Annotated in this window: 23 protein-coding genes and 1 riboswitch; of the genes, 8 read left to right on the top strand and 15 right to left on the bottom strand. The window is 39.3% G+C overall.

The features are described 5' to 3' along the window. Positions 1-47 precede the first annotated feature (47 nt). Together L6410_RS03130 and L6410_RS03125 are read right to left on the bottom strand one after the other, a co-directional pair. A complete protein-coding gene (locus tag L6410_RS03130) occupies positions 48-434 on the bottom strand; it encodes a YwiB family protein (protein WP_024391230.1) in 387 nt (128 codons plus the stop codon). A 9-nt stretch (positions 435-443) separates the two neighbouring features. Continuing rightward, a complete protein-coding gene (locus tag L6410_RS03125) occupies positions 444-1,334 on the bottom strand; it encodes a sulfite exporter TauE/SafE family protein (RefSeq protein WP_237395976.1) in 891 nt (296 codons plus the stop codon). Between the two features lie 99 nt (positions 1,335-1,433). On the opposite strand from L6410_RS03125, the gene L6410_RS03120 reads away from it, so the two are divergent. Both L6410_RS03120 and yidA read left to right on the top strand, forming a co-directional pair. Next, positions 1,434-2,744, top strand: coding sequence for an HD domain-containing protein (locus tag L6410_RS03120; protein WP_024391228.1), 1,311 nt, complete (start codon positions 1,434-1,436; stop codon positions 2,742-2,744). Then, entirely contained in the window at positions 2,741-3,550 is an 810-nt protein-coding gene (gene yidA / locus L6410_RS03115; protein ID WP_172089416.1) for a sugar-phosphatase, read from the top strand. The genes L6410_RS03120 and yidA overlap by 4 nt, the downstream gene beginning before the upstream one ends. Positions 3,551-3,708: 158 nt before the next feature. Here yidA and tpiA read toward each other — a convergent pair whose 3' ends face one another. The 9 genes from tpiA to L6410_RS03070 form a co-directional block, all read right to left on the bottom strand. Further along, on the bottom strand, positions 3,709-4,461 hold the full coding sequence (gene tpiA / locus L6410_RS03110; protein ID WP_237395966.1) for a triose-phosphate isomerase: 753 nt from the start codon (positions 4,459-4,461) through the stop codon (positions 3,709-3,711). A 175-nt stretch (positions 4,462-4,636) separates the two neighbouring features. Further along, a complete protein-coding gene (gene tuf, locus L6410_RS03105) occupies positions 4,637-5,833 on the bottom strand; it encodes an elongation factor Tu (RefSeq protein WP_024391225.1) in 1,197 nt (398 codons plus the stop codon). 122 nt (positions 5,834-5,955) lie between these two features. Further along, a complete protein-coding gene (locus L6410_RS03100) occupies positions 5,956-7,704 on the bottom strand; it encodes a glycoside hydrolase family 13 protein (RefSeq protein WP_237396647.1) in 1,749 nt (582 codons plus the stop codon). A 234-nt stretch (positions 7,705-7,938) separates the two neighbouring features. Then, on the bottom strand, positions 7,939-8,904 hold the full coding sequence (locus tag L6410_RS03095) for an anti sigma factor C-terminal domain-containing protein (RefSeq protein ID WP_237395964.1): 966 nt from the start codon (positions 8,902-8,904) through the stop codon (positions 7,939-7,941). Continuing rightward, on the bottom strand, positions 8,891-9,388 hold the full coding sequence (locus L6410_RS03090) for an RNA polymerase sigma factor (RefSeq protein WP_237396638.1): 498 nt from the start codon (positions 9,386-9,388) through the stop codon (positions 8,891-8,893). The genes L6410_RS03095 and L6410_RS03090 overlap by 14 nt, the downstream gene beginning before the upstream one ends. 125 nt (positions 9,389-9,513) lie before the next feature. Continuing rightward, the gene (gene ppc / locus L6410_RS03085) at positions 9,514-12,210 is read right to left on the bottom strand and encodes a phosphoenolpyruvate carboxylase (RefSeq protein ID WP_172040900.1); all 2,697 of its coding nucleotides are present in this window, start codon (positions 12,208-12,210) and stop codon (positions 9,514-9,516) included. 25 nt (positions 12,211-12,235) lie between these two features. Continuing rightward, complete coding sequence (gene ftsW, locus L6410_RS03080; protein ID WP_237395955.1) at positions 12,236-13,450, bottom strand: cell division peptidoglycan polymerase FtsW; 1,215 nt, start codon at positions 13,448-13,450, stop codon at positions 12,236-12,238. A gap of 137 nt (positions 13,451-13,587) precedes the next feature. Then, on the bottom strand, positions 13,588-13,953 hold the full coding sequence (locus L6410_RS03075) for a DUF4430 domain-containing protein (RefSeq protein WP_237395953.1): 366 nt from the start codon (positions 13,951-13,953) through the stop codon (positions 13,588-13,590). Further along, on the bottom strand, positions 13,950-14,441 hold the full coding sequence (locus tag L6410_RS03070; protein ID WP_029749411.1) for a hypothetical protein: 492 nt from the start codon (positions 14,439-14,441) through the stop codon (positions 13,950-13,952). Before L6410_RS03070 ends, L6410_RS03075 begins: the two co-directional genes overlap by 4 nt. Positions 14,442-14,579: 138 nt before the next feature. Between L6410_RS03070 and L6410_RS03065 the strand changes: the two genes are divergently transcribed. The 6 genes from L6410_RS03065 (at position 14,580) to lysS (ending at position 19,795) form a co-directional block, all read left to right on the top strand. Then, positions 14,580-15,425, top strand: a complete 846-nt coding sequence (locus tag L6410_RS03065) for a glycoside hydrolase family 25 protein (RefSeq protein ID WP_237396636.1) — start codon at positions 14,580-14,582, stop codon at positions 15,423-15,425. A gap of 23 nt (positions 15,426-15,448) precedes the next feature. Further along, positions 15,449-15,545: riboswitch (TPP riboswitch) on the top strand. 57 nt (positions 15,546-15,602) lie between these two features. Then, complete coding sequence (gene thiT / locus L6410_RS03060) at positions 15,603-16,151, top strand: energy-coupled thiamine transporter ThiT (protein ID WP_237395951.1); 549 nt, start codon at positions 15,603-15,605, stop codon at positions 16,149-16,151. A gap of 101 nt (positions 16,152-16,252) precedes the next feature. After that, positions 16,253-17,095 (top strand): DUF368 domain-containing protein, encoded by an 843-nt coding sequence (locus L6410_RS03055; protein WP_172025571.1) that lies wholly within the window; start codon positions 16,253-16,255, stop codon positions 17,093-17,095. Beyond that, positions 17,095-17,580, top strand: coding sequence for an aminoacyl-tRNA deacylase (locus tag L6410_RS03050; RefSeq protein ID WP_105127490.1), 486 nt, complete (start codon positions 17,095-17,097; stop codon positions 17,578-17,580). The genes L6410_RS03055 and L6410_RS03050 overlap by 1 nt, the downstream gene beginning before the upstream one ends. Beyond that, positions 17,577-18,203, top strand: a complete 627-nt coding sequence (locus tag L6410_RS03045; protein ID WP_105127491.1) for a histidine phosphatase family protein — start codon at positions 17,577-17,579, stop codon at positions 18,201-18,203. Before L6410_RS03050 ends, L6410_RS03045 begins: the two co-directional genes overlap by 4 nt. A 101-nt stretch (positions 18,204-18,304) precedes the next feature. Beyond that, positions 18,305-19,795 carry a lysine--tRNA ligase gene (gene lysS / locus L6410_RS03040; RefSeq protein ID WP_237395949.1) on the top strand — a complete coding sequence of 497 codons (1,491 nt, stop codon included), beginning with the start codon at positions 18,305-18,307 and terminating at the stop codon, positions 19,793-19,795. A gap of 212 nt (positions 19,796-20,007) precedes the next feature. Here the strand turns inward: lysS and L6410_RS03035 are convergent, their stop codons facing one another. The 4 genes from L6410_RS03035 to L6410_RS03020 all read right to left on the bottom strand — a co-directional run bounded on the left by L6410_RS03035 (position 20,008) and on the right by L6410_RS03020 (position 24,291). After that, positions 20,008-21,072, bottom strand: a complete 1,065-nt coding sequence (locus L6410_RS03035) for an LLM class flavin-dependent oxidoreductase (protein WP_172040905.1) — start codon at positions 21,070-21,072, stop codon at positions 20,008-20,010. A gap of 128 nt (positions 21,073-21,200) precedes the next feature. Further along, positions 21,201-22,451 (bottom strand): ABC transporter permease, encoded by a 1,251-nt coding sequence (locus tag L6410_RS03030; protein WP_222382149.1) that lies wholly within the window; start codon positions 22,449-22,451, stop codon positions 21,201-21,203. Next, positions 22,452-23,147, bottom strand: coding sequence for an ABC transporter ATP-binding protein (locus L6410_RS03025; RefSeq protein ID WP_024396781.1), 696 nt, complete (start codon positions 23,145-23,147; stop codon positions 22,452-22,454). It lies immediately after the preceding gene. Next, on the bottom strand, positions 23,128-24,291 hold the full coding sequence (locus tag L6410_RS03020) for an efflux RND transporter periplasmic adaptor subunit (RefSeq protein ID WP_237395941.1): 1,164 nt from the start codon (positions 24,289-24,291) through the stop codon (positions 23,128-23,130). The genes L6410_RS03025 and L6410_RS03020 overlap by 20 nt, the downstream gene beginning before the upstream one ends. Positions 24,292-24,310: the final 19 nt, after the last annotated feature.

The raw sequence follows: 24,310 nt of genomic DNA, 5'->3' as shown, positions 1-24,310 counted from the left end.
CTTGAAAAAATAGAATCATATGACAATTTTTCCCAATTTGTCCCGACTTATTTCCATGAAATCGCCATATCATAGGAAGCAAACCGCTGTTGATTTTCCAATCCCATTAAATCATATTGCAGACGCAAGTGTTGTTCCGAGCGATTCAGCTGATAATGTTTAGTATTAGTTACAAAATGCTGAATCCCCATCGGTGTGGGAATGGTCACAATAGCCTCTTTGTTAGAAACAAATCGCATGATAGACTTGGGAGTTGAAAAACGTGTCATGACAAGTTCCTCGTCATCACATTTGATAACAACTTTTTCTGCCTCGTCATTTACGAAAATTAGATAAAGATGCCCATCTTTTTCCTTAACTTCTACTTGAAATCGCTGATCAATGATTTCAACCTGTCCATCTAAATCAATTTCATTTTGTAATCGAATATGCATGTGTTCCTCCTACTCTTTATTTATTCTTGGAACAAAGGACGAGCGCAATAATGTAAATCCAGTATAGGAAGCAATGAAAACTACCAAAATTTTCAAATGGTTTATATCTAAATTTGATAGGAAAAAGGCCGCTGTCAGAACACCTAATACCCCACCGATGATAATCCCAGGTACACCAGGCCAGTTGACTCGACCAGATTGGATAAACTGCTTGGCACCAGCTGTCATAATCATAGCAGCATTAAGCATCATAACTGGAAGAGCAACAGCAGGACTAATTCCCATCAATGAGAAGAAGATTAATTCCGGTGCATAGTTCCCAAGTCCCATACTCATCAACATCCCTACCATGAAGTCAAAGACCATCCCAAGGGCTAATTTCAACCCCGTTAAGCCCCGCACTTCATTTGTCAGGTCCGCACCAGGATTGGTTAACATACGATAAACCATGAAACCTGCTGCAAGCACAAGTAAAATACCCAAAATCCGTTGTACCTTCTGAGTATTCCAATTCTGAGTAACCTTTGCCCCAACAAACGCTCCAGTAAAAGCTGCCACTGCCATTGCAATAAGTGTCACAATGTCAACCTCGACAATTGTTATAAAAAGCAAGGCTTCTACTAAGACTGGGATGATATGAGCTGTTGTCATCGTGGCTGGAATTCTTCGGTCATCCTCCACCAACTTTGTTAGCTTAAACATGGTTGTGGTCGTCGCAAAGGTACCAATCCCCAAGGTGTCTAGCAGATCTGTGACATACCCAATGCCAAAACCTGTCCAAAATTTTTCAGTTAGAGAAATCTTATGTATTTTTACATAAGATAAAATGGTATAGAGCATCCAAATAATCAAACCGATAATTAGTATTTGTATGGCCCTTAAAATAAATAGATGATTCATTTCTCCATTATACTGAAAAAAGAAGACTTGGTACATAACAATATCCTTGTGTTTTAGAAAAATAAGGAAAATATTAGCTTTTTTTGCTATAATGAAAGTATGATTGAAAAAGTATTTCGTGACCCCGTTCACAACTATGTTCACGTCGAGCAAGAACTTATTTACCATCTGATTAATACAAAAGAATTTCAACGACTACGACGCATCAAGCAGTTAGGAACAACTTCCTATACCTTCCATGGTGGTGAGCATAGTCGCTTTTCGCATTGTCTCGGTGCCTATGAAATTGCCAGAAGAATCACTCAAAAATTTGAAGATAAATATCCAGATACTTGGGATTCAAATGAATCACTTTTGACCATGGTTGCGGCTCTATTACATGACGTCGGTCATGGTGCTTATTCTCATACCTTTGAGCGCCTATTTGATACCGACCATGAGGAAATGACGTGCGCTATCATAACTAGCCCTGAAACTGAAATCAATGCATTACTGAAGCAAGTATCCCCTGATTTTCCAGAAAGAGTAGCCAGTGTGATTAACCATACTTATCCAAATAAACAGGTCGTTCAATTGATTTCTAGTCAAATTGACGTTGACCGCATGGATTATCTGCTACGAGATTCATATTTTACAGGTGCCAGCTACGGTGAATTTGACCTGACTAGAATATTGCGTGTCATTCGTCCTACAGAAAATGGCATTGCCTTTAAAGAATCTGGTATGCATGCGGTTGAGGATTACGTACTCAGTCGTTACCAAATGTATATGCAAGTCTATTTCCATCCAGCTAGTCGCTCAATGGAGGTTTTGTTACAAAACTTACTCAATCGGGCAAAACTTCTGTATACTAGCGAGCAAGACTTCTTTGCGCGCACTTCCCCTCGCCTCTTGCCATTCTTTGAACATCGCATTCGTCTAACAGACTATCTCGCACTAGATGATGGCGTGATGAACACCTATTTTCAGTCTTGGATAAATGGCCCTGACCGTATTTTATCTGATTTAGCACAACGATATATCAATCGAAAGGTATTTAAATCTATTACATTTAAGAGCAATCAAGAAAATCAGTTGGATATTCTACGAAGTATTGTCGCTGAAGTAGGTTTTGATCCAGAATACTATACCGCAATCCACCATAATTTTGATTTGCCCTATGATATATACAGACCAAATGCCGAAAAAAAACGAACACAAATTGAAATCTATCGTAAAGACGAAAGTTTGGTAGAGCTTTCTACTCTATCACCAATTGTCCACTCCCTATCTGGAACTATCCATGGCGACAGCCGATTTTATTTCCCGAAAGAAATGTTAGTGGACACAGGTATATTTGCCGAACAAAATGCTACTTTCCTTAGCTATATACACAATGATCATTTTAACATAGGAGACCTTTCTTCATGAGTATTAAACTTGTTGCTATCGATATTGATGGTACTCTTTTAAATAGCCAACGCCAAATTACGACCGAAGTGCATGCAGCCATTCAAGAGGCCAAAAAAGCGGGTGTAAAAATTGTTATTGCTACAGGCCGCCCTATTTCTGGAGTCCGTGCCATCTTGGAAGAGCTCAACTTAACAGACGCTGGTGACTATGTCATCACCTTTAATGGGGGACTGGTACAGGATGCCGCAACTAGTGAAGATATTGTAAAAGATACACTGAGCTATGATGACTATTTAGATATTGAATTGGTTGCTCGTAAATTTAACCTTCCCATGCATGCAAGTACAAAAGAAGGAATCTACACCGCCAACCGCAATATCGGAAAATACACTATCTACGAATCAACACTTGTAAGTGCTCCTATTTTCTACCGCACTCCTGAAGAAATGGTTGGTAAAGAGATTATCAAGACAATGATGGTAGACGAACCTGAAATCCTTGACGCTGCTATCCCACTACTTCCAACTAGTTTGACGGAGAAGTACAACGTGGCAAAATCAGCACCATTTTATTTGGAAATCACCCCTAAAACTGTTAACAAGGGACAAGCTATCATTCATCTAGCGGAAAAACTTGGTTTAACTATGGATCAAACGATGGCTATTGGTGATCAAGAAAATGATCGTCCAATGTTGGAGGTTGTTGGAAATCCAGTAGTCATGGAAAATGGAAATCCTGAACTGAAGAAAATCGCCAAGTATATCACTAAGTCAAACGATGAAGACGGTGTCGCATATGCATTAAGAGAATGGGTACTGAAATAGCCTCTTAAAATATCAAAAAAAGCATCGAATTCAAAATCCGATGCTTTTTTGTTATAGTCTTTTAGTTTACTTTTAGTACTAGGCAACGAGCTGCAGACAGTACTGGAGTACGGCAAAGCGAGTTAACGAAGTAATAAAAGAAAAACTAAATGACTATATTAGAAGTTCAACAAAGCCAAGAAACTTTCTGCTTCGAGTGATGCACCACCTACAAGGGCACCGTCAACGTCTGGACAAGCCATATACTCCGCAACATTTTCAGGTTTTACTGAACCGCCGTATTGAACACGTACTTTGTCAGCAACTTCTTGACCAAAGTCAGCTGCAACAACATCGCGAACTGCTTTACACATTGTTTGCGCATCATCTTGAGTTGCTGATTTACCAGTACCGATTGCCCAGATTGGTTCGTAAGCAATTACCAATGAAGCGACTTGCTCAGCTGACAAACCTTTCAAAGCTGCAGAAACTTGAGCTCCTACGAAGTCAACTGCTTTACCAGCTTCGTAAGTTTCAAGAGACTCACCACAACAGATGATTGGAGTCAATCCATTACGGAAAATTGCATGGGCTTTCTTGTTAATATCTTCGTCTGTTTCATGGAAGTAATCACGACGTTCAGAGTGACCGATAACAACATAGTTAACGCCCATTTCAGCTAATACTTTTGGAGAAGTTTCACCAGTGAAGGCACCTGCATCTTCAAAGTAGCAGTTTTGAGCAGCAACTTTCAATTCAGAATCTTTAGCGAACCACAAGAGAGCGTTCAAATCTACAGCTGGAGCTGCGATAGCTGCTTCAATTTTATCGCCTGCAGGCAATTTTCCTGCAATCGCCTCAACGAAAGCTTGTGCTTCTTGAGGGTTTTTATTCATTTTCCAGTTACCGGCAATGATTGGTTTACGTGACATTTCACATACCTCTTCTTTTTTATTTTACAAGGTCCATTATAGCATAAACTCAGCGAAGATTAAAGAATTTCTGTGTATTTTATGAATACTTACAGAAAAACTCTCTACCACCTGGTAGAGAGTTACAATTTTTGTTGTCTGACAAATAATTGTTATATCTGGGAACTCAATCGAATTAAGCTTCGATTTCTGTAACCATACCTGAACCAACAGTACGTCCACCTTCACGGATAGAGAAAGTAGTACCTTGTTCAACGGCGATTGGGTGGATCAATTCAACGTCGATAGTAACGTTATCACCAGGCATTACCATTTCAGTACCTTCTGGCAATTTGATTGAACCAGTTACGTCAGTTGTACGGAAGTAGAACTGTGGACGGTAGTTGTCGAAGAATGGAGTGTGACGTCCACCTTCTTCTTTAGTAAGGATGTAAACTTCACCTTTAAATTTAGTGTGTGGGTTGATTGAACCTGGTTTAGAGATAACTTGACCACGTTCGATTTCATCACGTTGTACACCACGAAGAAGTACACCAACGTTATCGCCGGCAAGACCTTCGTCAAGTTGTTTACGGAACATTTCAACACCAGTAACAACTGCTTTAGATTTTTCTTCTTGAAGACCAACGATTTCGATTTCGTCGTTAACACGAACTGTACCACGGTCGATACGTCCTGATGCTACAGTACCACGACCAGTGATTGAGAATACGTCTTCGACTGGAAGCAACAATGGTTTGTCAGTGTCGCGTTCTGGTTCTGGAATGTACTCATCAACAGTGTTCATCAATTCCATAACGATGTCTTCGTACTTAGTGTCACCTTCAAGGGCTTTAAGAGCTGAACCTTGGATAACTGGAAGATCATCACCTGGGAAATCGTATTCTGAAAGAAGGTCACGGATTTCCATTTCAACCAATTCAAGCAATTCTTCATCGTCTACCAAGTCAACTTTGTTCATGAAGACGATAAGGTGTTTAACACCAACCTGACGTGAAAGAAGGATGTGCTCACGAGTTTGTGGCATTGGACCGTCAGTTGAAGCTACTACAAGGATCGCACCGTCCATTTGAGCAGCACCAGTGATCATGTTTTTAACGTAGTCCGCGTGTCCTGGAGCGTCGATGTGAGCATAGTGACGTTTTTCAGTTTCGTACTCAACGTGTGCAGTGTTGATTGTGATACCGCGTTCACGTTCTTCTGGAGCAGCATCGATAGACGCATAGTCTTTAGGTTGGTTAACTGCTGAAGGCAAGCGACGTGCCAATACAGTTGTGATAGCTGCAGTCAAAGTAGTTTTACCGTGGTCAACGTGTCCAATTGTACCAATGTTAACGTGGGGTTTACTACGATCGTATTTTTCTTTTGCCATTTTGGTAAAAGCCTCCAATAAAATATATTTTATAGATAGACAGTAGGCAATACGGTCTAACTTTACCTTACTATTCTATCAAATTGTAGCAGAATTGCAAGCATTTTCTATCGTTTTTTAATTTATACCCCTTCTACAAGGGCTACTCCCCCCGCTTGTAACACTTTTTTTAGTCCAGTTCCCTCTATACCATTGGCTAAAATGACTTGCTGATCTCCTGACAGGGGCACTGACTTTTCCCCTTGGTTGAAATAGATTGTGAGTGACTGATTGCCATCCTTATAAGTCATGAGAAGTAATTGATCTTCCGTAGACTGAAGTGAGAATGTTCCCGTCAATATAAGATGTTGATAAGACTTCCGTAGGTGAATCAATTCTTTCACAAATGCTAGTAACTCTTTGTCCTGTTGTTCTTCTTTCCAAGGCATAACCCTACGACAATCTGGATCTTCCCCACCAATCATCCCAACTTCTGTTCCATAATAGATACAAGGACTTCCTACTTGGAAGAACAGAGCAACCAAGGCTGATTTTACTGCATCCGTATTTCCATTGGCTGTCGTCAAAATGCGTTCTGTATCATGTGAATCCAAAAGATTAAATAACACTTCTCTTGACTGTTGACGATAGGTGAACCGCTGACTATTCAAGGAAGCGATGAATTCATCACATGTTTGTTCTCCCTTGAGGAAGAATGTTTTTATTGCGCTGGCAAGCGGATAATTCATTACTGAATGGTGCTCGTCTCCAACCAGCCATGATTGAGCACTATGCCAAATTTCTCCTAGGATAAACAAATCGGGTTTGACAGATAGAACTGTCTTACGGAATTCTTTCCAAAATTGATGATCAATCTCATTAGCTACATCCAAGCGCCAGGCATCGATGTCACATTCCTCAATCCAATACCGGGCAACACCCAAAAGATAACTCCTCACCTCGGGGTTTGATGTATTTAGTTTGGGCATTTTTCCTTGAAAGGCAAAGGTCTCGTAATGCAGATTTTCTTTACCATCATGGACTTCAACCAATGGAAACCGATCAATGTGAAACCAATCTCGATAAACTGATTGCTCTCCATTTTTAAGAACATCCTGCCACTGCTTAGATTGATAACCAATATGATTAAACACAGCATCTAACATTACCTTGATGCCACGCTTATGAGCTTCCTTAATCAGTTCCTTCAAGTCGTCTGTAGTACCAAATTGAGGATCAATTTGATAGTAGTCACTCGTATCGTACTTATGATTGCTCGGCGCTTTAAATATAGGACAAAGATACAAACCTGTGATGCCCAAGTCTTGTAGATAGTCTAAATGTTCAGTAATTCCTGCTAAATCACCACCAAAAAAATCACTTGTTGTTGGAGCCAAGTCTGGATTCCAATCTCTATACTCCTGTTTATCAGTATTTTTCTTTCCTCTAGCGAACCGTTCAGGAAAAATCTGATACCAAATTGTTTCCGAAACCCAACTTGGTACTTGACATCGATCAGCTTCATGCAAGTAAGGCAACTTGAAACCGTTCATAAATTGACTAATGTTATTACTTGTAGCATCCAGTGGACCAACATCTCCAAATAGAATCTGTTGCCCATCATACCCCGTCAATTCAAACAAGTACTGCAATCTGGCAAAGTCAGCTCCGACTTCCACCTGCCAATAATCAAATAGATGATCACTAGCTACAATTTCCATTTCTGTTTGGTACTGATAGCCTTGTTGGTAAAAAATAAAGGGGTCTCCGTGGTGTACACGTATTGACTGTACATTATTCCTTTTGGTTCTAAAACGAAGATGAACCACATTTTTCTTATATAAATATGCATACTCTGAATCAGGACGATGAAAAAGAGCTGTCAATTCTATCATGATTGCTACCTCCTAGCCTACCCATTTTAACATTCTTCCAACATCTATGCAAACGTTTTCTTTATTCAGTGGTAACTATCGCATCAAAAAATATTCTCACGAGATGAAAAAAGGCATCCGTACAAGTTCCTTATGGACGCCAATTCTATATCTTTTTGGAAGGTATGCAATTTCATACTTGAAGAAAGCTTTCCTTGCTTTCGATACATTCAAATTCCTATCAACTAATACTCAATAGTCAAGTTGATAATAGGGTTGCATGGGGATAGAGGCCCCAATACTCGAAGCATATACCCACTGTTTCCCTTCCAATTGTCCGAAATCTTCTGCTTTACCTGTAAGGATAATTCCAGCAAATTCAAGTTTATTGATATCTTCTTGCTTAGTAAAATCAGTTTCTCCGAATTTATCTACATAGCTCTCTAAGATTCCTCTTGCTGAAGGAGACAGGCTATAGTCACCATTATATTCCAGCAAAGTTTGCATAGCATCAATTGGACTTTTATATGGTAATTGCAAATCTGAATATTCCTCTTGCGTTACTGCAACTACATCATCAGAGTCCATTCCAAATACGCTGACCAAAGGGAGGTCTTCTACTCTTGTTTGACTGCTATTTGTTCCTATCCAATACCAATTTTTTTTGAGATTGCTAGGAATCATATCTTTTATTTCCCTAAAAGTGTATTTCCTATCAAATGTAATAGCTATCTCGACCAATTGGCCCTGCATGTCTTTAACAAAAGTTAATTCATTTCCTGCACGATTGTCAAGGCTTTCGGTATTATAGAAAACTGGAATTTTGGAATTACTATCTTGATGATACTGATAGTCACCAGATGATAGCGGATAGTATTGTCCAAAATTAGAAAAGATTCCATAAATACTATACTCTACCTCCAAATGCCCAAATGCAATTGGGACACCTGCAAGATTTTTCAATAATGAATAATCGATGTAGCCTGAGACAATGCCTGTCTGGTTCACGAAGGTCATGTTTGGTTCTACATTGGGATAAGCCACTTGAAAAGTTGCATCAAATAATTCCTCTGCTTGCTTACTACGATAATCAGAAAAAATTCGTAATGCAAAAATTCCACTTACCAATAAAGTAAATACCAAGCAACTAGCGAGGAGAACTGTTTTCCACAGTTGTTTTCGTTTATTTTTCTTCGTTGCTATTTCAAATGATTTCATCTTTATACCCTCTCTCTCTTAATAATTTCGCCACTTGTTTTCTACCTCTAAACAGATGAATTTTTACCCAACTCTGACTGTAACCTAAAATATGCCCTATCTCCTTGACACTCATATTTTGAAAATAGTAAAGGTCAATCACAACCTTGTCTTGACTAGGCAACTCATTCACTGCTTGATAGAGCTCCTCATAGTTTTCTTGATCATATAGAACAAGCATCTCTTGTCTGAAAAAATCTCTCTGAAGAATTTCATGATAGCGTTTGTCACGTCTGTACTTGTCAATATATGCACGGACTGCTGAACGATACAGCCAAGCTCGCATCTTTTCAAAAGGAAGGACAATATCTGATTCTAGAATTTTTACAAGCACATCTTGGGCAATATCCTGGCTGTCCGCACGTGTTGCCCCTGATTTTTGCAGATAAAAGGAAATCTCCTCTGCAATGCCAACAACTTCTTTTTCATATTCATCTAGCTTGATGATCTCCTCCTTTCACTTATATAACGAATATCATCCGAAATGGTTACACATTTCCATATTTTATTATACATTTTTAGAGCAGTAAAAAACAACCTCCGAAGAAGTTGTTTTTCAATCAGTTAACATTAACCTGAATTACGAAGTCCAGTTGCAACACCGTTAATCGTAATATGGATGAGACTCTCTTGCTCCTTACTAAGCTCTCCACGACGGAGACGGTGAATCAATTCAATCTGAATATAATTCAACACATTGAAGTATGGCATACGATAGTCAAGACTGGCTTTAAGGAAAGGCAACTCTGCCAGTAGTTCCTCATTTTGTTCAATCGATAGAATCATATTCTTGGTCAATTGCCATTCATCTAAAATGGTGTGGAAAATACTTCGCACTTCATCGCTTTCACACATTTTGGCATATTCAAAAGCAATATTCATATTAGATTTTGACAGTACCATATCAACATTCGATAAGAGCGAACGGAAGAAAGGCCATGTTTCATACATTTTTTGTAATTTTGCCAAATTATTTGGGTCTTTATCCACAAAGCGTTTGAAACTAGAACCAACACCATACCATCCTGGCAACATTACACGGTTTTGTGACCATGAGAATACCCAAGGAATCGCACGGAGACCACCTATTTCAGTAATTGTCTTACGCGCCGCTGGACGAGAACCAATATTTAAACTAGAGACTTCTCGAATCGGACTGGCCGCAAAGAAATAATCATAAAAATGCGGATTATTGAAAACAAGGTCACGATAGATTGTGTAACTTTCAGAAACAATTTCATCCATAGTTTCACGATAGTCACCAATCTCATTTGGATCAGTAATCATTTGTGTTACCATACGATCCAAGGTTGCTGATACCAACATTTCAAGGTTATAGTAAGCTGCATCCTTATTTCCGTATTTATTACCAATGACTTCCCCTTGTTCAGTCAAACGAATCCGGTCTTTAATGGAACCGAATGGTTGAGAAGTAATCGCATCATATGATGGACCACCACCACGTCCAACTGTACCACCACGTCCATGGAAGAACGTAATCTTGATTCCATTTTCTTGACCAATTTTCGTCAGTTCATTTTGAGCCTTGTATAAGGTCCAACCAGAAGAAAGGTAACCACCATCCTTATTTGAATCAGAATAACCCAACATAATTTCTTGATAGTGTTTATTGCCTGCAATCCAGCGTTTTGCCAAGTCCAATTGCAAGTACTGGCGCATGGTATCTGACGCATTGTCTAAGTCTTCAATTGTTTCAAAAAGTGGAACAATCTGAACACGCGCCTTATCTGAATCAACCAATCCAACTTCTTTCAATAGGACAGCTAATTCCAATAAATCAGACACGCTTTCTGAGTGTGAAATAATATGTTGTTTGATAACTTCTTCACCCAGCTTATCCTTTAACTCCCTAGCTGTAGAGAAAATAGCCAATTCTTTCTCTAATTGCTCGGATTTTGGAACATAGGTTGCCGAGAGAATACGTGGATCTGTTTCTAATTGTTTTAATAGGACGTGACATTTTGCCTCTTCAGATAGACTAGAATAATCTTCAACGATACGTGCAGATGCAAGTAATTCAGCAACACAAGCTTCATGGATAGAAGAATCTTGGCGCATATCAATGGTAGCTAAATAGAAACCAAACGCCTCTATCGCCTCCAATAACTCAGCCAAATCACCTTTGATTAATGCAGCAGACTTGTTATCAATTAATGATTGTTTAATCGCTAGAACATCTGCTTTAAACTCACCAACATTTGCGTAGCGCACATCTGAAGCCTTATTGTAAACCAAGTAATCTTTTGTATTTGCCAGTTTCATCTGAATGTAGTGGAAGGCCCGACGATAAGGTTCATTTTCCCGATAGACAGAAGCATCCTCAGACAAATCCGCAAGATATTGCACAGCAGGACTAACCTTAGTGATGGTTGTAGAAAGTGAAAAATTACGATACAACTTTTCCAATTGCTGGTCATAGTAATTCATGATCACTTCGCACTGTGTTAAGGCTGATAGTCTCAAGGTTTCAGCCGTAACAAATGGATTTCCATCACGGTCACCACCAATCCACATTCCCATTGTAATAGGGCGAGGATTTATCAACTGAATTCCTTTTTCAGCAGCCAGACGCTTATATTCTCGTTGTAGTTTTGTAACTGCTTTGATGAATGAGGAATTGTAATATTCCATTACATTGGTAATTTCATTGGTTACCTTTAGTTTTTTCTCACGCGTCATTTCTGTCTGCATGATAATTTCAACATAGCAACGCAATTCATCTTCCCATTTTGTACGATTCAATAATCCCATCTTAACATCGCGGTAGCGACGCAAGAGTTCATGAATGTGTTTAGTTAAATCCAACATAGACTGACGTTGAACTTGTGTCGGATGGGCAGTTAATACAGGAACAACATTTAGTTTTTCTAAAATCTCCGCAGCATCTTCATGTTGAGATACCATATCAATGGTAGTTGAAATTTTCCCTAGATAATCTTGTCCAAGATTGTTTTGGTGATTGATTTCAAAAGCTAAATCGACATCTTCTGAAATATTGATTAATAAAGGTAGAACAGCAAAATACCTTGAAATATCTGTCAACTCATCATTTGTCAATTGTCCAATAATTTGAATCAACTTAGAGTAATCATCTTTGACAGATAATTCTTCTAGCTGGCAAATAGCTGCAAATGTATCCTCAGACATCATTTCACGAGCCACATCTTGTAAGATAGTCGTCAAAATCGTCACTTCTTCACGGATAGCTTCTTTATTGTTATAATTTTCTAGCTTTTGGATAGACATCTTTTCACCTCATATTTTTCATAAATTAGACTAAGGTTCTTTCAACTTCTTCTTCAATCAAACGACGTTTTTCTGTCGCATCAATATTTAAAACAAACCCAATTCCGATGGAAATAATCAAGAGACTAGAACCACCCTGCGACAAGAATGGGAAAGTTACACCCGTAGCGGGAATCAATCCAGAAATTCCTCCTATGTTGATAAATGTCTGAATTAAAAGCATTCCTGCCATACCAAGCGCCATCATCGAATTGAATGGACTGCGAGCACGAACACCAACAACAATGATGCGGACAATCAAAAAGAATAGTATAGCCAAAATGAGACTTGCTCCTACAAAACCAAGTTCTTCTATGACAATAGAAAAGGCAAAGTCGGTATGGGCCTCCGGTAAGTAGCCTTTTTTTTCAATCGAATTTCCCAAGCCAAGACCAAGCCAACCACCATTACTCATTGCATAATAGGAATGTGTTAGTTGTAAGCCTGAATTGGTCGCATTCCCAAATGGGTCAAAATAAGCTACAAAACGACGAGCAATATAACCAAATAGTGGGATTTTTTCAACAGTTTCTACTCCAAGAATACGAATGGTTCCAAGTACAACTCCGGAAGCAGCAACAATTCCTATCAAAGCGGTTGAGAACCATCGATAAGCGATGCCACTTACACTAATCATAACAACAATAATCAGGGTGATAATTGTTGCATTTCCCAAATCCGGTAACGTGGCAACCAAGCCAAGAAGTAGAAGACTAATCACTCGCCAATCTGTAAACTCTCTCGGAATCCAACTTCCCTTAATGAGAGACTGATAATCATATGTTCGTATATCTGCCTGTTTCTTTGCAAACTCATGAGCCAGATACCAAATAATGATTAATTTCAAATATTCCGCAGGCTGTAAGGTTCCTATAAATGGCAATGGAATCCAACCGTGTGCCCCATTTACCGGAGTGAACAGGCGTGAAATAGCTAATAGAAACACTTCTAATATAATAACTGAGTAAATAACCGCTTTTTTTCGTAAAAAACTAAGTTTCATACGATAAATAGTATAAATCGCAATCAAGCTAACAACCCAAAAAGCCGCTTGGTTAATTACAATTCTAAATGGATTTCCTCCATTAATAATCTGTGTAGCACTTGTTGTTGAGTAGACCATAACCAACCCTATTATTGATAAAATAAAGTAGGGTATGAGTATGGAATAATTCAGCAGGTGCCGCTTATCAATCTTCATTATATAATCCAACCTTTTCTGGAGTATGCTTATTATTATAGCATACTTTGTATAAAAATACTTATCACATTTTAAGATATACAGTAAACATTCGGAACCAGACCACTAAATAATAAAATGGCCGAAGCCATTATGAATTATTCAAACGATTCAAGATAGAACTCAATCTCATCTCCGTCAGACACCTTTAGGTCATTTGCGCCTTTTTCAGCCAATTTTCCATTAACCTTATACATCCAATAGGTATTGGTACTAGTATCTTGACTGATACCATCAATTTTGGTTATTAACCCATTATCTTCTTCAATGTCATGGTGAGCTTTAAAAACATCCATCACACTATCACCTTGATTTGCCGTAACCTCTTGACGATCCACTTGATCCTTATTTGAAATTTGTAATGTGATATCAATTGTAGACCCGGATGTCTGGGACGATGTATTTGCACAAGCCCCCAACAAAAAGGTCAAGAAAAGAGAGAGTAAGATACTAATTTTTTTCATTTGTAAAATCTCCTAAAAATATGATAGATGATGGGATAAAATAATACGGTAGAGATCATGTGTAGACAATCAAAAACTATTCCATTTAACCAATAGATTATCGGATGAATTCCGAATTGAATTGCAGTGAGCAAACTAATGGACATGCCATAAACAAAAACAAAGCAACCAGCTAATAGGCTCTGCAGCCATACCGGAATTCTCTCTTTTAAGATTTGAGGGCGAATCAAAATCCACCAAATCAACTGAACGAGACCAAAACTGAGAACCTGCCATAGAACAACGACACCGAAACCAAACAATAAACCACTACCAATCATTGTCAGCCCCATCAAAATCCATCCTTCAAATAAGGTAAAATGGGAAAGACTCACTAAAAAAATAGCTGTTATGGGTTTTATGTTGGGAAATGCTCCAAATACTATTCTCAAAACAATTGCTACCGCTGATAAAACGACCAATCGGGTTAGTTTTTTTGTTGAGTACACCTCTTCCACCTATCTCATTTTGTTCTAAATATTAGCCTATCGTTTTCCTGTCTATAAGTCAAGAAAATCCTTTAAATACAATCAATCTTCAAACTAATTTTTTTGATTTTTCCAATGATTTACGGTAAAATTGATGTGATGAGAAAGAAATTAAATCCAATTGTTGTCATTGTTTTTTTCCTATCCTTTTTTACCATCATTTATATTTCTGGTGTGTATGGTAACAGAGCGACCGCCGGTAAAGAAACTACGATTACACAGTCAAATACTAATCCAACATCAATTGAGACAAATCCTAGTTCAAGTTACTATATTACCAATGCTCTTGAGATGAAACCTATTATCGACGTCTCAGCATGGCAGCGTCCATCTGAGATTGATTATGATACACTTAGTCAAAATATTTCGGGAGCAATCGTTCGGATTCAAAGTGGCTCCCATACGAAGAATGAAAACACCGCTACTGATGAAAATGGTTTAGATAAAGCATTTGATACCCACATTAAAGAATTTCAGGCTAGAAATATCCCTGTTGCTGTTTACGCCTACGTTACTGGGAATAGTATTGATAGCATGAAAGCGGAAGCTCGTAGTTTTTACGAAGCAGCCAATAAATACAAACCCACCTTTTATTGGTTGGATGTTGAAGAACATACCATGGATGATATGAATGGTGGTGTCGAGGCTTTCAGACAAGAATTAGAATCTCTCGGTGCTAAAAACATTGGTATTTATGTCGGCACCTATTTTATGGAAGATCATAGTATCAATGTTGATAAATTTGATGCTGTATGGATTCCCACTTATGGCGATGATTCTGGCTACTATAATGCTGCACCAAATACTGATTTGGACTATGACCTCCATCAATATACCTCTCGAGGCTATGTGAATGGATTCGAGAATTATCTCGATTTAAATATTATTACTACTTTGAAAGATCCAAATGAAGTTTATCGAAAACTATTTACAACACCAGAATAAAATGGTACAATTTCACTAATTACATATACACAAAGGAGTGCTTCGGCTGAGATCGCAATATGCGAAATCCTCGAACCTGATCTAGTTAACACTAGCGTAGGAATTGTGTGCTTATAGAACGATACTGTACTCTGCTATAAACACTCCTTTGTCTACTATCTACAAAGGAGTCTTTTTATGTCACAATCCAAATTACATGTTCTCACTGAGATAGCTATCTTTTCTGCCATTGCTCTTGTCTTTGATAAACTCCCACTTTTTACTATGCCACAAGGTGGATCAGTATCCTTAGTCATGCTTCCGATTCTACTTCTTTCTCTCCGCCACGGTTGGTTAGTAGGCATCTTATCTGGATTAATAGTCGGAACAATACAACTATTTTATGGCGGTTACTTTTTAAATGTTTTTCAAGTTTTTCTTGATTATGTACTATCTTACGCAGGAATTGGTTTTGCAGGATTATTTGCACCAACTCTACACAGGAACACGACATTAACCAAGGCATCAATTACGATAATGTCAGCTAGTTTTTTAGGAGCTAGCTTAAGATTTTTTGCCAATTTTTTAGCAGGAATTATCTTCTATGCTGACTACGCTCCTGCTGACACACCCGTTTGGATTTATTCCTTTACCTACAATATCAGCTATATACTTCCTTCAACAGCAATTGCTTGCATTTTACTGATTCTACTTTATAAAGCAAGACCAAATTTCTTTCGTAATTAATAAATAATGCCTGTTAGATTCCTCTATCAGGCATTATTTTAAATGATTTTCACTAATTTTATGCTATAATGGGAACATTATTAGACAATTTGGAGGACACAATGACTTCTTGGATTTCAAGAATAATTAAAGGTATGATCATTGCCCTTGGCTTTATTTTACCAGGTGTTTCTGGGGGCGTACTAGCTGCGATCCTCGGGATTTACGAACGATTAATAGGCTTTTTAGCAAATATTCGAAAAGATTTCAAAGAAAACTTTCTCTACTTTGTTCCTGTAGGGATCGGTGGAATCTTGGGAATTGCCCTCTTCTCTTTCCCTGTTGAATACCTCTTACAACATTTCCAAGTTCCTGTTTTATGGGCATTTGCGGGTGCAATTGTTGGTACGATTCCTAGCTTACTAAAAGAATCCACTCAGAAAAGCAAACGGGATCATATTGATTTGGCTTGGTTGATTGGTACCTTCATCATTTCTGGATTCTTACTCTACAACTTGAGTGATCTTGTCGGAACACTTCCAGCAACCTTCGCAAGTTTTGTATTGGCAGGCGCCTTGATAGCTTTAGGTGTACTTGTTCCCGGACTCAGTCCTTCAAACTTGCTATTGATTTTAGGAATTTATACACCAATGCTCAACGGTTTCAAATCACTTGATCTATTTGGAACTTTCCTACCTATCGCAATTGGTGGAGTCCTTGCAATGGTTGCCTTCTCAAAAGCAATGGATCATGCCCTTAAAGTCTACCACTCACGAGTTTATCACTTTATAATTGGTATCGTCTCATCTTCTACTCTCCTAATTTTGATTCCACAGGCTAGCAACAAAGAATCCATCTCCTATGCTGGAGCAAACTTTATTACATGGATTGCTGCACTTGTTTTATTTGTCCTAGGAGTATGGTTGGGACTTTGGATGAGCAAATTAGAGGAAAAATATAAATAATGGCAAAAAAGGTCAAAATAAAGAAAACCTTGGTTGACCAAATTTTAGACAAGGCTAAGATCGATCATGATAGCCTTGTTTTAAATGCTCTTGAAGGTCAACTTCCACAAGGTATTGAAGAAAACGATATTTATAAAACCCTGGCACTGACTGGAGATAAAACAGGACCGGTTATTGGAATTGTCCCAATCACTGAGCACCTATCTGAAAAGAAACTGGCTAAAATTTCTGGCAATAAAAAAGTCAGTATGATCCCTCAAAAAGATTTGGAAAAAACAACAGGCTACATACATGGCGCCAACAACCCCGTGGGCATTCGTCAAAAACACAATTTTCCAATCTATATCGATCAATCCGCACTTGAAAAAGGCAAGATGATTGTTTCAGCTGGTGAAATTGGTCGGTCGATTCGAATTGACAGTCAGGTATTAGCTGATTTCGTGAAAGCTAATTTTGCAGATATTATTGAAGGGAAGAACGAGTGAAAATCTATTTTGTCCGTCACGGTAAAACCGAGTGGAATCTAGAGGGACGCTTTCAAGGCTACTCTGGAGATTCCAAACTCTTGGAGGAATCTTTCCTTGATTTAGAATCACTTGGGAAATATTTAGCTACCGTTCCTTTTGACAAGATTTACTCTAGCGATTTACAAAGAGCCCATATCACAGCCGAGCGAATTGCTGACCTGAACCATTACTGTAAATCAGTAGAAACAAAAGCAGGTTTTCGAGAATGGAATTTCGGTCAATTGGAAGGAACAAAAATTGGACTTTTCCGCGATATCTATCCCAAGCAGTACCATGCATTTAAACAGAATGTGGCCATCTTCCGAGCAGATATGTTCGAAGGGGAGACTGTTTCACAAGCTACTTCACGCTTCATCACTACTTTGAAAGAATCTATTCACGAGACAGATCAAACGATACTTGTCGTAAGCCACGGAGCTATTCTAACAGCTTCAATCCGAACCCTGTTAGGCTATCCACCAGCGCTCTTACGCCATCGAGGTGGTTTAGACAATGCATCTGTAACCATTTTAGAGACAGATGATTTTGAAAACTTTACCGAACTGACTTGGAATGACACTAGTTATCAAGAAAAACAGTAGATTTTTCTGCTGTTTTTCCCATTCTACTCATAATTTATGCTGATTTTTTACCTCTTCTATGATAAAATAGAAGGAACAGACTTTGGAGGAATGAATTTTTTATGTCAACTGAACATTTTGAAGAACTAAATGACCAACAGATTGTCCGTCGTGAAAAAATGACGGCATTGGCTGAACAGGGTATTGACCCATTCGGTAAACGTTTTGACCGTTCAACTAACTCTGCTGAATTGAAAGCACAATATGAAGATAAAGAAAAAGAAGAGTTGGAAGAATTGGCTCAAACTGCAACCATTGCAGGTCGTATTATGACCAAACGCGGTAAGGGTAAAGCAGGTTTTGCTCATATCCAAGACCGCGAAGGACAAATTCAAATTTACGTTCGTAAGGATGACGTTGGCGAAGAAAACTATGAAATCTTCAAAAAAGCAGACCTTGGGGACTTTGTTGGTGTCGAAGGTGATGTCATGAAGACCAATGTTGGTGAATTGACCATTCATGCTCGTAAATTAACTCACTTGTCTAAAGCGCTCCGCCCGTTGCCAGAAAAATTCCATGGTTTGACTGACGTTGAAACTCGCTATCGAAAACGGTATTTAGACTTAATTACCAATCGCGAAAGTTTTGAACGCTTTGTAACACGTTCAAAAATCATTTCAGAAATCCGTCGTTACCTTGATGGACTTGGTTTCTTGGAAGTTGAAACACCTGTCCTTCATAATGAAGCTGGTGGTGCCGCGGCTCGTCCATTCATCACCCACCACAATGCCCAAAACATTGATATGGTACTTCGTATCGCAACGGAACTTCACCTCAAGCGCTTGATTGTCGGTGGTATGGAACGTGTTTATGAAATTGGCCGTATCTTCCGTAATGAGGGAATGGATGCTACCCACAACCCTGAATTCACTTCTATCGAAGTTTACCAAGCCTACGCTGACTACCAAGACATTATGGATTTGACCGAGGGCATTATCCAACATACTGCAAAGGCAGTTGTCGGCGACGGTCCTGTAACCTATCAAGGAACTGAAATTGCTATCCACGAGCCATTCAAGCGTATCCACATGGTCGATGCAATTAAGGAACAAACTGGTGTGGACTTCTGGCAGGAAATTAGCTTAGAAGAAGCTATCGCCCTGGCAAATGAACACAAGGTTCCTGTAGAAAAACACCACACTGAAGTTGGACAAATTATCAACAGCTTCTTTGAAGAATTCGTAGAAGAAACATTAATCCAACCAACCTTTGTCTACGGCCATCCAGTAGCTGTTTCCCCATTGGCTAAGAAAAACGATGAAGATCCACGCTTTACGGATCGCTTCGAGCTCTTCATCATGACCAAAGAATACGGAAACGCCTTTACCGAATTGAACGACCCAATTGACCAATTGGAACGCTTTGAAGCCCAAGCTAAGGCTAAGGAACTCGGTGATGACGAAGCGACAGGCGTTGACTACGACTACATCGAAGCCCTAGAGTACGGTATGCCGCCAACAGGTGGACTCGGAATCGGTATCGACCGACTCTGCATGCTCTTGACAGATACTACTACTATTCGAGATGTGCTCCTATTTCCGACCATGAAATAGAAGATTGGCTGAAAAGGCCTACTAGACCTTTTCACTCCCGATGATGAAGGAAAAATAACAAACTGTTTAACACAGTTAAGTAAAACACTCTTGGCAATTCCAAGAGTGTTTTTGCATGCAAAAAAAGCCTAGCCAACTGACCAAACTTTTCAGGAGATTATGAAAAATATTTAGGATTGACTATAGTATAGCTCATCCTATCAACTATCTCATCAGTCTTGGGACTGATTCTCTTCTTTTTTTGCAAAATAATCTCGGACAATCGGCGCAACTTCTTTTCCGTAGAGTTCGATAGCACGGAGGACATCTTCATGTGGCATTGAGCCGATTGGGAGATGGAGGAAGAAACGGTCCAAGTCAAGTGTTTCAATGGTCTTAATGATTTTAGCTGCAACATGTGTTGGATCTCCAACGATGGTCGCTCCCTCATCTGTAAGGGAGTAGAGATATTGCGCCTTTGTCATTTCGCTCCAATGTGGACGGTCTTTTGCAATATTATTGGTCACAACTTTAGTAGGGTGGAAATAATCTTCTACTGCTTTGTCATGGTCATCAGCTATCCACCCCCAAGAATGGGCGGCTACCTTGGTCTTCTTCGGATCGTGGCCTGAGTTGCGGGCTACCTTACGATAGGCGTCCGCCAAAGGTTTAAAGCGATGGGCACCTGCACCAATGACAGCATACACAATAGGCAGGCCTTTCTTAGCAATCTTGATAGTGGATTCTACATTGCCTCCAGTTGCGACCCAAATTGGAAAATCTTCCTGAACAGGACGTGGATAAACTGGCTTATTTTCGACGGACTGAGTGAAATGCCCATCCCACTTGAGATTGGTTTCCTTGTCGATTTCCAAAAGCATATCCAACTTTTCATCGAAGAGTTCTTCATAGTCATAGAGGTCATAGCCAAACAAGGGGAATGACTCCGTAAAGGAACCACGACCCGCCATGATTTCCGCTCTGCCATTTGACAAAGCATCAATGGTGGTATACTGCTGATAGAGCCTTACAGGGTCCATGGAGGAAAGGATTGAAACTGCTGATGTTAGTTTGATATGCTTGGTATTGACGGCGCCAGCTGCCAGCACAATCTCAGGTGCAGAAACCGCAAAATCTTCGCGGTGATGCTCTCCAATCCCATATACATCAAGCCCCACCGCATCAGCTAGCTCAATCTCTTTAACAAGTTGGCGTATCCGCTCGTCATGGCTGTAAGTCTCGCCAGTTTTTTCCAATGGTGTTGTTTCGCCAAATGTTGAAATACCTAATTCTATCATGATGTGTTCTCCTTTGAACTCATTATTTTCTTAATTGATGCGTTTATTTTATCTCCAATTAGTGATATAGTCAATTGATTTGCTCAAAAAAGAAAAACGACTAGGATAACCTAATCGTTCCTATTGTATTACTCATAACGCAGAGCTTCAATCGGATCAAGTTTCGAAGCTTTATTGGCTGGTAATACCCCGAATACTATACCAACAATTGCAGAAAAGGCCAGGCTACCAAGTACAACTGGTATAGAGATTTCTGCCGTCATATTTTCCCCCATCACCTTTGTAGCGTTGAGAATAAATACGATAGTTTGGGCAATAGCTAAACCGATCGCTCCCCCCAGAGTAGTCAACACCATCGCTTCAATCAAGAATTGCAAGAGAATATTTCCTCGGGTTGCTCCCAGTGCTTTTCGGAGACCAATTTCACGAGTTCGCTCAGTGACAGAAACCAACATAATGTTCATGACACCAATACCACCAACAAGCAAAGAGATCCCTGCAACTGCACCTATAAACATTGTGACACCAGCCATCTCACTTCTAAAGGAATCCAGCATAGCTGACATATCATAAATGTCATATCTTGCTTCTTTCAAGCCAGTAACTTTCGTTAAATAATCTGCTGCTGCTTGACCAACTTCCCCTGCACGACTAACATCATCTACGTGAACATAGAGACCGCTATTCTCATTTACTCCCATTTCCGTAGCCAATTGAGTGTTGGTCATAATGGCATTCCCACCAGAGTTCATTCCGTAAAGGGCTGAGCCAGCTTGTGGATCTTTATAGACACCAACGACAAGGTAAACGTTTTGATTCACACTAACTGTTTGGTTAAGGGCCGCATCCATACTACCAAAAAGTTTTTCAGCTAAATTGACATCTAACATCATGATGCGCGAATATCGAGAATAATCATTTGGCATAAACTTTCTACCAGCCAATATCTCTAACTCTTTCACATCAAAATAGGATTGACTAACACCATTTATGAAGACATTATCAGCTTTCTTACTCCCTGCAGATACTTCAGCAGTATTTGAAAAACTAATATAGTAATTACTAATCCCATCAATTTCTAATAAGCCCTGAAGCATCGCATCTGTCAAATCAGGTTCTTCTTCCATTGACATTTCACCACCAGTTGTATAGAAAAAGCCACCACTATTGACTTCCTCTTCTCCAAAAATTGGAGAAAAGTAGACCTGTACATTGTTTTGGTCTCCAGCAAGAGCTTTTTCAATACTCTTACTCATACCAGATCCCAAGGCAACAATGATTACAACGGCTGCCACACCAATAATAATCCCCAACATGGTCAGTAAAGAACGCATTTTATGTGCGAGGATTGATTTTAAGGCAAATTTCCAATTTTCCATTTAAATCTCCTCTCTACGTCTATCTTCGGTAATGACACCGTCACGTAACACAATTGTTCGTTTCGCATATGCAGCGATTTCAGGTTCATGAGTGACCATAATGATCGTCTTACCTTCATTATTGAGTTCTATTAATAATTCCATAATCTGCTGACCGGTCTTCGTATCCAAAGCACCTGTTGGCTCATCAGCAAGAATAATCGCAGGAGTATTTACTAAGGCACGCGCAATAGCTACCCGCTGTTTTTGACCTCCTGATAATTCAGATGGTAAGTGGGTCATACGCTCTGCCAATTCGACCTTCTCCAGGTATTGCTTGGCTAATTTTTTTCGTTTTGCTGAGGGAACACCTGCATATATTAAAGGTAATTCAACATTTTGTAATGCATTTAATTTAGACAACAAGAAGAATTGTTGAAAGACAAAGCCGATTTGATCGTTTCGAACTGAAGCTAATTTTTTCTCAGATAACTGACTAACTTCCTCACCCTCCAACCAATAATTGCCTGAACTAGAGCGATCTAATAAACCTATTATGTTCATTAAAGTGGATTTACCAGAGCCCGATGGCCCCATAATAGCTAGAAATTCACCTTCTTCTACCTCTAAGTCAATATCTTTAAGGACTCGAAGTTCTTGATCACCATTTCTATAGGACTTATTGATATTGGTCAGCTTAATTAGCTGGTTCTTCATAGGCTTCTACCTCTTTTCCATCTTCTAAGTCCAATGTTGGGAATGAAATGACATGATCTCCAACTGCCAATCCAGTTTGTACTTCCTGATTTATCGCATCAGCATTTCCTAAAGTAACTTCTACTTTTTTAGCCTTCCCATCTACAATTGTCCAAACAAATGTCTTATCTTCCTCATAAACAACTGCTGTCACAGGAACTAATATATTTTTGCTTGTATTCACTACTTCAATATTCACAGTGAACCCTTGTTTCAAATCCCCAACTTCACTCGTAAGAGCAACCTTGAACGGATATTTTGCACCAGTTCCGCTTGTTGCACCAGCAACTGTGCTAGCGCCTTGATCAGTTGCTGGATAGTTTGAAATATAGGAAATTTTACCATCCCAAGTTTGGTCGGGATAAACTTTTGTTGTCAATTTGACTGCTTGATCAGTAGCGATATTGGCCAAATCATACTCAGTTAAGTTGCCTTTCACTTCTAGGCTAGTTTGGTTCACGATGTGAATGACTGTTTGACTACCTGTTGCATTTTTAGAAACAGACTTATTCACTTCCACAACGGTTCCTGAAACTGTACTGGTTACTGTCGCCTCTAAAACTGCTGTGTAAGCTTTATCCACAGCCGCCTGTGCATCGGCATAGGCATCGTTAAGATCAGCTAGCTGTGAATCATATGATTGTTGGGAAGTTGACTGAGTGTCTTCGCCTGTTGTAGCATCAGCTGGAACGGTGACAGTCTGATAATTCAGTTGCAACTCATCAATTTGACGCCCAACCTTATCTCGTGCACGAACAGCTGAATCAAGAGCAGATTGTAGTTCTGTACTGTCGTAACGAAGTAGAGCTGTTCCTGCTTCAACTTGGCTACCTGGCTCAACTAGAATCTCACTAATGTCGCCCTTAGAAGGGTCGTAATAAACATATTGTTCCTCAGCAGCTGAAACCACACCAGTCAATAGGGTAGATGAAGCAATTGAACCCTCTTGAACGACTTGATAACTCAAACTTGTAGGCATCGTTTCATCACTAACAGTCGACCCACCCATGACACCTGAGTACAATAATGCTCCTCCAACGAGTGCAACAGCTGCAACACCCAATCCAGAAAACAAAGCAATTTTAGCCTTTTTTGACTTTAACATAGATCTCTCCTTTTAGTTT

Origin of the sequence: Streptococcus parasuis (assembly GCF_021654455.1) — a bacterium.
In the GTDB taxonomy this organism is placed as follows: Bacteria; Bacillota; Bacilli; order Lactobacillales; family Streptococcaceae; genus Streptococcus; species Streptococcus parasuis.
Note: the sequence above shows the minus strand (reverse complement) of the source record. Positions and strands in the feature narration are given on the sequence as shown.